Annotated in this window: 4 protein-coding genes; all 4 read right to left on the reverse strand. The window is 58.8% G+C overall.

What is annotated here, in order from left to right; translation table 11 throughout:
• The coding region (locus tag RMO15_RS29630; protein WP_309721647.1) for a hypothetical protein at positions 1–234 on the reverse strand (234 nt) is incomplete at its 3' end.
• Positions 235–237: 3 nt separating this feature from the next.
• On the reverse strand, positions 238–549 hold the full coding sequence (locus RMO15_RS29635; protein ID WP_309721651.1) for a hypothetical protein: 312 nt from the start codon (positions 547–549) through the stop codon (positions 238–240).
• Entirely contained in the window at positions 536–757 is a 222-nt protein-coding gene (locus RMO15_RS29640; RefSeq protein WP_309721654.1) for a hypothetical protein, read from the reverse strand. Before RMO15_RS29640 ends, RMO15_RS29635 begins: the two co-directional genes overlap by 14 nt.
• Positions 745–1,026 (reverse strand): SWIM zinc finger family protein (locus RMO15_RS29645; protein ID WP_309721658.1); only part of this gene is annotated, 282 nt, incomplete at its 5' end. The genes RMO15_RS29645 and RMO15_RS29640, both read right to left, overlap by 13 nt.

A 1,026-nucleotide genomic window follows, 5' to 3' on the forward strand; every position in this document is an offset into this window, starting at 1 on the left:
GGTGGTTCTGGCATAGTCCAAATCCAGGTCGGGATACTGCTTTTGCAGATATGGAATCGTCAGCCCGTGATCGCTCGGGTAGAACGTCATAGGCTGTCTGCCGCTGGCTTCTACCAGCCGCATTCCCGCACCTGCGTTCCAGTGCCACTCACAGCCGTTGCTGTCGGTGAAGCAGAAGACTTGGTCGTCCGTGTGGAGCACGATGACTTTTGGGCCTTCTTTGAGGGTGTTCATTTTTCAATATTCCTCGCGGATCATTGCTAAAGTCTCTTGCCAGCCTGCTGAGGTGTTAATCCAGAGGACGGTGCCGTCCTTAAGCGTGTAGCTGGAAAGAACCCGACCACCGCGCTTGATGGATTCCTCGTTGACGACGCGGTCGTCGTAGCACATCTCCGCGCCGTAGTCGCCTTCGCGATGGCGCTTGAGGAGGTGCATCAGCTCCTCCTCGTTACGAATCAGGGCCTCGACCGCTGCGGGAGTGACGTAGACCTTGCCCAGGAGAAACTTGATGGGCCGCTGATAGCCCTGTGTGGGCTTATCCTGGCTCATGAGTCACCTCCAGTGAGGGTTTGGCCTCGTAGACGAAGGTCTCGCGCCTCTGCCTTTTCGCTCTTTCAGGGACTTGCCCGGTGAGCCTTCTCACGACTTCGGCAGCGCCTTTTCGGTAGACCGTGACGACCACGAGCGAGCCGGTATCGGCTTCTCGTACCGCCCAGTGCCGACCGCCCTTGTAGCGCGAAATGGTCAGAAGAGACACAGCGGCACCTCCAATTGTCGCTGGAGAACGCGTGATGCGCTCTGCATGACCTGTTCGATGGTGACGTCTTGCCCCACCGCTTCCCAACGGGCAGTGCGGCGGGCGATCTCGACCCGTTGAGACATAAGGAGCTTCTTCCAGCCCAGAACGTGCTTGCAGCAGTAGCGCCCGACATGCTTCTCGAAGAAGGGGCAGGTGCAGCTCTTTTCTGCGCGATCCAGGGTGTAGGTGGCTCCGTGCTCGGAGCGAATCAGATGCAGGTTCCCGTC

Origin of the sequence: Armatimonas sp. (assembly GCF_031410135.1) — a bacterium.
Taxonomy (GTDB): Bacteria; Armatimonadota; Armatimonadia; order Armatimonadales; family Armatimonadaceae; genus Armatimonas.

Coding starts and splice junctions, on each gene's coding strand:
- RMO15_RS29635 (WP_309721651.1), bottom strand. CDS start 549: ATGAGCCAGGATAAGCCCACACAGGGCTATCAGCGGCCCATCAAGTTT.